Annotated in this window: 3 protein-coding genes and 1 pseudogene; 3 read left to right on the top strand and 1 reads right to left on the bottom strand. The window is 48.1% G+C overall.

Annotated features, from left to right (window positions below; genetic code table 11):
- Positions 1-912: 912 nt before the first annotated feature.
- Positions 913-2,575: pseudogene (locus NZ772_11245) on the top strand (EAL domain-containing protein).
- A 57-nt stretch (positions 2,576-2,632) separates the two neighbouring features.
- Here NZ772_11245 and NZ772_11240 read toward each other — a convergent pair.
- Entirely contained in the window at positions 2,633-3,973 is a 1,341-nt protein-coding gene (locus NZ772_11240) for a M23 family metallopeptidase (protein MCS6814122.1), read from the bottom strand.
- Positions 3,974-4,408: 435 nt separating this feature from the next.
- Here NZ772_11240 and pgeF point away from each other — a divergent pair, with 435 nt between their 5' ends.
- Complete coding sequence (pgeF, locus tag NZ772_11235) at positions 4,409-5,212, top strand: peptidoglycan editing factor PgeF (GenBank protein ID MCS6814121.1); 804 nt, start codon at positions 4,409-4,411, stop codon at positions 5,210-5,212.
- Positions 5,213-5,241: 29 nt separating this feature from the next.
- Positions 5,242-6,459 (top strand): ABC transporter permease, encoded by a 1,218-nt coding sequence (locus NZ772_11230; protein ID MCS6814120.1) that lies wholly within the window; start codon positions 5,242-5,244, stop codon positions 6,457-6,459.
- Positions 6,460-6,603: the final 144 nt, after the last annotated feature.

The following is a 6,603-nucleotide window of genomic DNA, read 5'->3' as shown; positions in this document are numbered from 1 at the left end:
GTCAAGGTACCGTTGATTGTAGTTTCAGACGCAACTGATGAGCAGCAGCTAAGATCTATACTGAAGGCTGGTGCCAGCGACTGTGTGACTCGCGACAACCTTAAGCGCCTATTGCTGACTGTGGAGCGTGAGCTACAGGAACTCAACATTCGCCGTACAGCCTGGCGCACTCAAGAAGCTTTACGGGAAAGTGAGGCAAATCTACTAGCCTTGATTGAAAATACCGAAGATGCTATTTGGTCGGTTAACCCAGACTATTGCTTAATCACCTACAACTCTGTGTTTGAGCGCCTCTTTAGTCAAACCTTCGGCATCACAGTGCATCAGGGTATAGACCTAGTTCGTGCTCTGCCCCTAGAAGTTCAGTTCATTTGGATTAACTACTACAGCCGTGCGCTTCAGGGTGAGCGTTTCTCTGTGGAACAGTCTTTTCAAGATGAAGATTTTGAAGTGTCCTTTAACCCGATCGTGCAACGAAGCCATGGAGAGTCCACCTCGCAAATTACGGGTGTTTCAGTCTTCGGGCGCAGCATTACTGAGCGCAAGCGGGCAGCTCTAGCACTGCAACGAGCTAACGAACAATTACAAGCCGTGCTGGATGCTGTTCCCGGTTGCATTTCTTGGTTTAGTTCTGATCTCCGATACTTGGGAATCAACCGGTATTTGGCAGATATTTTCAACCTGCCACCAGAGAAATTTCTGAATCAAGAGATCGGGTTTATGGAAAACAGCCCTGGTTTTGCTAATTTTGTGCGGCAGTTTTTTGCAGAGGACAACCAATCTGGCTTGCTTGAGATTTCTGCACTCGTAGGCGAAGACCTACACAGTTTCTTGATTCGAGCACAAAAGTATGACAATGGCCAAGCAGCTGTATTTGTAGGGCTAGACATCAGCGATCGCAAACAGATGGAAATGGCCCTGCGTGAGAGCCAAGAGCGCTATGAGCTAGCAGCTAGGGGAGCCAATGATGGCCTATGGGACTGGAACCTGAAGACAGCAGAGATCTACTACAGTCCTCGCTGGAAGTCAATGTTAGGTTGGAACGATCATGAAATCGGCAATGATCCAGAGGAATGGTTTAGCCGCATTCACCCTGACGATATTGAGCGGGTTAAAGCTGAGTTATTTCTCCATTTTGAAGATCAAACAAGTCACTTTGAAAGTGAGCATCGGATGCAACATCGAGATGGCAGTTATCGCTGGATGCTAAACCGGGGGATTGCTGTGCGCGATGAACAAGGGCAAGTGCTCCGCATGGCTGGATCCCAAACTGATATTACTGATCGTAAACGTGCAGAAGAGCAACTCCTGCGCGATGCATTTTATGACGAACTTACAGGTCTGCCCAATCGAGCTTTGTTCCTAGATCGTCTGGGTCAAGCATTAGATCGATTGAAACGGATTGACAATTACCTATTTGCTGTGTTGTTTGTAGATGTCGATCGCTTCAAAATGGTCAATGACAGTTTGGGGCGCAACAGCGGCGATCAACTGCTGGTTGCTATTGCCCGCCGCTTAGAGACCTGTGTGCGGGCTGGCAATACCTTGGGGCGCTTGGGTGAAGATGAGTATGTGATTTTAAGCGAAGACCTGCACGACTTCAATGAAGCAACGAGGCTCGCTAGCTATATTCACCAAGCCTTCGCCGCTGCGCCTTTTAATGTAGCAGGGCAAGATGTGTTTTGCACAGTCAGCATTGGCATTGCATTTAGTGATAAGCGATACGATCGCCCAGAAGATCTATTGCGAGATGCAGACATCGCTATGTATCAGTCCAAAACTCTGGGACGCTCCCGCACGAGAGTGTTCAGCACAGACATGCAAGACATTGCCAAGGAGCGCCTGCGCCTGGAAACAGACCTACGCCATGCTCTAGAGCGTCAAGAGTTTTACCTGTGCTATCAGCCTATCATTCATCTAGCTACCCTTCAGCCCAGTGGCTTTGAGGCTCTAGTACGCTGGCATCATCCTCAGCAAGGGCACGTGCAGCCAAGCAAGTTTATTCCTGTGGTTGAAGAAAATGGCTTGATTGTGCCCCTGGGAGCTTGGGTACTGAAGACCGCCTGTTACCAACTCCAGACTTGGCAGCAACAGTTTCCTCACTTACCCCCCTTAACCATAAGTGTAAATCTCTCTGGTCAGCAAGGTTTTACAGGAAACCAACCTGCAACCTAATCACCTCAAACTAGAGATTACTGAGACCATTATTATGGATCAGGCGGAAGCAGCCATCGCTACCTTAACTGACTTGAAATCCTTGGGGATTCAGTTACAAATTGATGACTTTGGCACAGGCTATTCGTCCTTTAGCTATCTGCACCGCTTTCCGATCGACAACCTGAAAATCGATCGCTCATTCATTACGGAACTAGGCACCAGTGACGATAGCTACAAAATTGTACAAGCAATCATTACCCTAGCCCATAGCCTAGGCGTGACCGTAACCGCTGAAGGCATTGAAACTAAAGAACAATTAGCCTGTCTCAACGCTATGGGATGCGACTACGGTCAAGGTTTTTTCTTTGCCAGAGCCATGTCCCAAGATGAAGTCAGAATACTGCTAAGCCCTTCATAGCTATACCCTTCATAGCTATACCATTAGTGACAATAGTGACAACGACATTAACAGTGACTATAGACTTGCTGAATTAGAGCTTTCTAGTGTAGATGCTGAGCGCCCTGCCATGCTGGTATCTAACCAGAAACCCAAACTAGATGCAATTTGACTTGGTGGATTCTGGGCATACTGACTCGGTGGATTCTGGGCATACTGCAACGATTGAATCAACAGAGCAAGTGCTTGTTCTAACTCTGCCCCTGGATCAACCGTGACCCAGCCCTCACTAGTTGCTTGCCGTAGCTCAAAGTGAAGATGTGGCCCTGTAGACAATCCTGTGCTGCCCACCAGACCAATGACAGCACCCTGCTCTACCCAATCACCTGGTTGGACGTAAACCTCAGCGAGGTGAGCATATAAAGTTTCTTCACTGTAAACCTGTTGCTGTTGAGCCTGCTGACTAGGTAAATGGGTGTTGTGACCAATCGTCACTGTCAATCCATAACCACCCATAAACTCTGAAATCACCACTCGACCGGCATAGGCCGCTAACACAGGTGTTCCCAAAGGTGCACCTAAATCGACCCCACTGTGGAAGCGAAACTCGCCCGTGACGGGATGAACTCGCCATCCAAACCAGGAAGTGATAGGCGCTGGCAACCATAGCGGAAACAGTAGCCGAGTATTGTTGTTTCCTAACCGAGCAGGTAATCGCAGTGCATTACGGGTTGCAAAGGGGTTGTAGTAGGACGATTGGGGTATAGTTGGCCCCCATGTCCTAGCCTCATCAGACGTAACGTTACCTGAATTCAGTAAATTGAATGAAACTGCTGACCGCCGATTAACAGGACTGATACTATTGCCCCTCATCATTGCTAGTGACGGCGACGTTGCTGTTTGAGGCTGACATAAGTTGTCAACTAACGCTGAAGGACTTAGGGTCGTGCGGCATCCCGTCGATCGCTCCGTTACCACAATTGAGCTAGGTGCACTATAGTGGGTTGCCCCTGTACTGTAGCTTGTGGGATCAATATACGCACCGTTAGGCTCTAACGGAACAGTTGCCGTCGCACTGGGAGAAGCCTCTGGTGGAGCAATCTCAAACATCGGAGGTAAGCTGTTGCCTGACCCAGCCTTGGAAGGCAATGCAGGATCTATCACACTGGGCAACTCAACTTGAGATGGCACAATCTCTAAAACAGGTTGAGAATTAGCACTTCCAGTAGGCTTAGATTGCTCGATCGGGGCTTGAGCCACTACAACGGTGCTCCCCAAAAAGCTCAGGCTACCTAACCACCCCAAACTCTGCCAAACAAGAGCACGAGAGCGAGCAACCTTCAGCGTTAAGGTCTGAATTTTAGGCTTGTCAATCATGACTAAATCCTCAACCCTCACTTCCACAGTAAATTTATCCATCGAATTACCAGACCAAATGATAACGAAACCAACTGTAACCAGCCAACACCCACCTGGATAAATTTTTGAGTCACAGTTGTCATCTTAACTTGGTCACTTTTCAGCATCAGCACTCTAGCTGACTTACTCATTTAGAAACATGTAACCATGCTTACAACGTTACAAATTGATAAGTATGCTGAATTCCAGAGCAAACCACCAAGGTGCGGAGACTGCCACTGTGAACACCAAGTTCCCCGGATTACCAGTTGCCTGGGTTAGGCTCTGCAAGACTAGGTGACTGATTGCAGCCCTCTCAAGTTATTGGGATGGCAATCGTGGTACTAGAAACCTTTGGATAACGACACATTCTGGGGAGATAACGACAACAGGCAACATACGCTAGCATAAGCAGCAAGTCTTTACCACTTCCCAACAATAATGCTTACGCAACCTATACACACGTGGCACTGGCATACATGGCATGGGCTTCAATACTTGGTGTGTGACTTGCTAAAACCTTGGCGGCATGGCTTCTTTACTCGCCAGTTTTATCCACAGTCTCCCGCAGAGTTGACAACCATCTTGCACCCCAATGCTCGTGTATTCCGTGTTCAGCAAGTTCATGGCAACACTGTGCTAAGCATTACAGAGTGGCAATTAGCTATGGAGCAAACAAACTGTAATGCAGCCTCCCACGATGTTGCTAGAGATTGTTATCCTCAAGCTGATGGCCTTATCACTGAGACAGCCCACCAGTCAGTTTGGACCTGTTCCGCAGACTGCACACCTGTCTTGCTGGGTGATGAGCATACTGGGCAAGTGGTAGCTGTCCATGCAGGATGGCGAGGCACAGCTCAAAAAATTGTGCCTGAGGCGATTCGCCGGTTGCTAGAACGGGGCAGTCACGTAGCAAATTTACGAGTAGCCTTAGGCCCAGCGATCGCGGGTACTGTTTACCAAGTGGGCAAAGATGTAGCTATCAAAACCATTTCAACCATTACATCCCTGGTATCGGCTGATGAAACGCTGGCTGCCCTGGCAAGATTACCGAACAGTCCAATTCTCCCTGATCCTGATCAGGATCGCGTGCGTCTAGATGTACGCCGAGTGATTGCCTTGCAACTGGAACAACTAGGACTAGCTCCAGAGCAAATTGCGATCGCCCCCTATTGCACCTATCAACAACCAGAATTATTTTTTTCCTATCGCCGTGACCATCAAAAATATGTGCAGTGGTCAGGCATTGTAAGTTTTTGACATCAGTTGTTCCAGAGAGGTAAGCCTACATGCACCCAAAAGAGAGCTTACAGATGGCCATCAAAACCCTGGCTGCCAACAAGCTACGGAGTACCCTAACAATGCTGGGGATCATTATTGGTAACGCTTCCGTCATTGCCATGATTGGCATTGGAGAAGCAGGTCAGCGGTTTATCAACAGGAGCTTAGAGTCTCTAGGCCCTAACGTGTTATTTGTGATCCCTGGCAATCCAGATACCCAACGGATCACATTCAACGTACCCAAGACCCTAGTACTAGCAGATGCTGAAGCAATTGCTACCCAAGTTCCTTCTGTAGTGGAAGTTGCTGCTGAGTTTAACTCACGAGAGCTAATTACCGTAGGCAACCGTAACATATTCGTTAACACTATTGGTACAACTCCTGGCTTTCTCAAAGTCCGGAGCTTCGAGGTGGCTAAAGGACGATTCATCAGTGATTTAGACTTACGTCGCAATAATCAAACTGCTGTGCTTGGTGCTGAGTTGGCACAGCGCTTGTTTGCAAATCAAAATCCAGTTGGCAGGCAAATCCGCATCAAAAACACAAGCTTTACAGTTATCGGAGTACTAGAGTCTAAGGGCGCAGGGCCGGGGATCAACTACGATGAAACTGTACTAGTGCCTGTGACTACTCTATCTAATCGCATTGTTGGTCGCACCTCTCCCTATGGCATTGAACTAACTTACATAGCTATGTCAGCCAAGAATTCAGAAAGTGTGAGAGCTGCCAAGTTTCAAGTAGAGAATCTATTACGTCTGCGTCACAAAATTACAACAGAAGATGACTTCACGATTCGTACCCAGAAAGATTTGATGGAGATCGCTGGAACTATCACTGGAGCTTTAACCACTATGTTGGCAGCGATCGCAGGTATCTCCCTGCTAGTGGGTGGAATTGGTATCATGAATATCATGTTGGTGTCAGTGACAGAGCGCACACAAGAAATTGGTTTGCGCAAGGCGATCGGTGCATCTCGTCAGGACATCTTGGTGCAATTTCTGATCGAAGCAGTGATTCTGTCTGCAACAGGTGGAGTGATTGGAATCGCATTGGGGGTTGGGGGTACAGTGCTCGTGGGTGTGTTCACACCATTGGATGCAATTATTCCCGTGGGCGCTGTGGTCACGGCAATCACAGTTTCAGGAGCTATTGGGCTGTTCTTTGGTGTAGTTCCAGCTCGTCAGGCAGCCAGCCTAGATCCGATTGTGGCTCTAAGAACTGCTTAACGTTCTCTCTATCAGGGTTAGTCATGGATGTTCTCTGCCAAACGCCATCTAAACTGGTCATAGGTAACTCTAGATCATGGCGAATCATTGCCACTGGAATACTATTGAGGCTTGTGTTGGCAAGTACAGTTTTGGGGGTGTTCT

The sequence above is a fragment of the Cyanobacteriota bacterium genome, assembly GCA_025054735.1.
Taxonomy (GTDB): domain Bacteria; phylum Cyanobacteriota; class Cyanobacteriia; order SKYG9; family SKYG9; genus SKYG9.
Note: the sequence above shows the minus strand (reverse complement) of the source record. Positions and strands in the feature narration are given on the sequence as shown.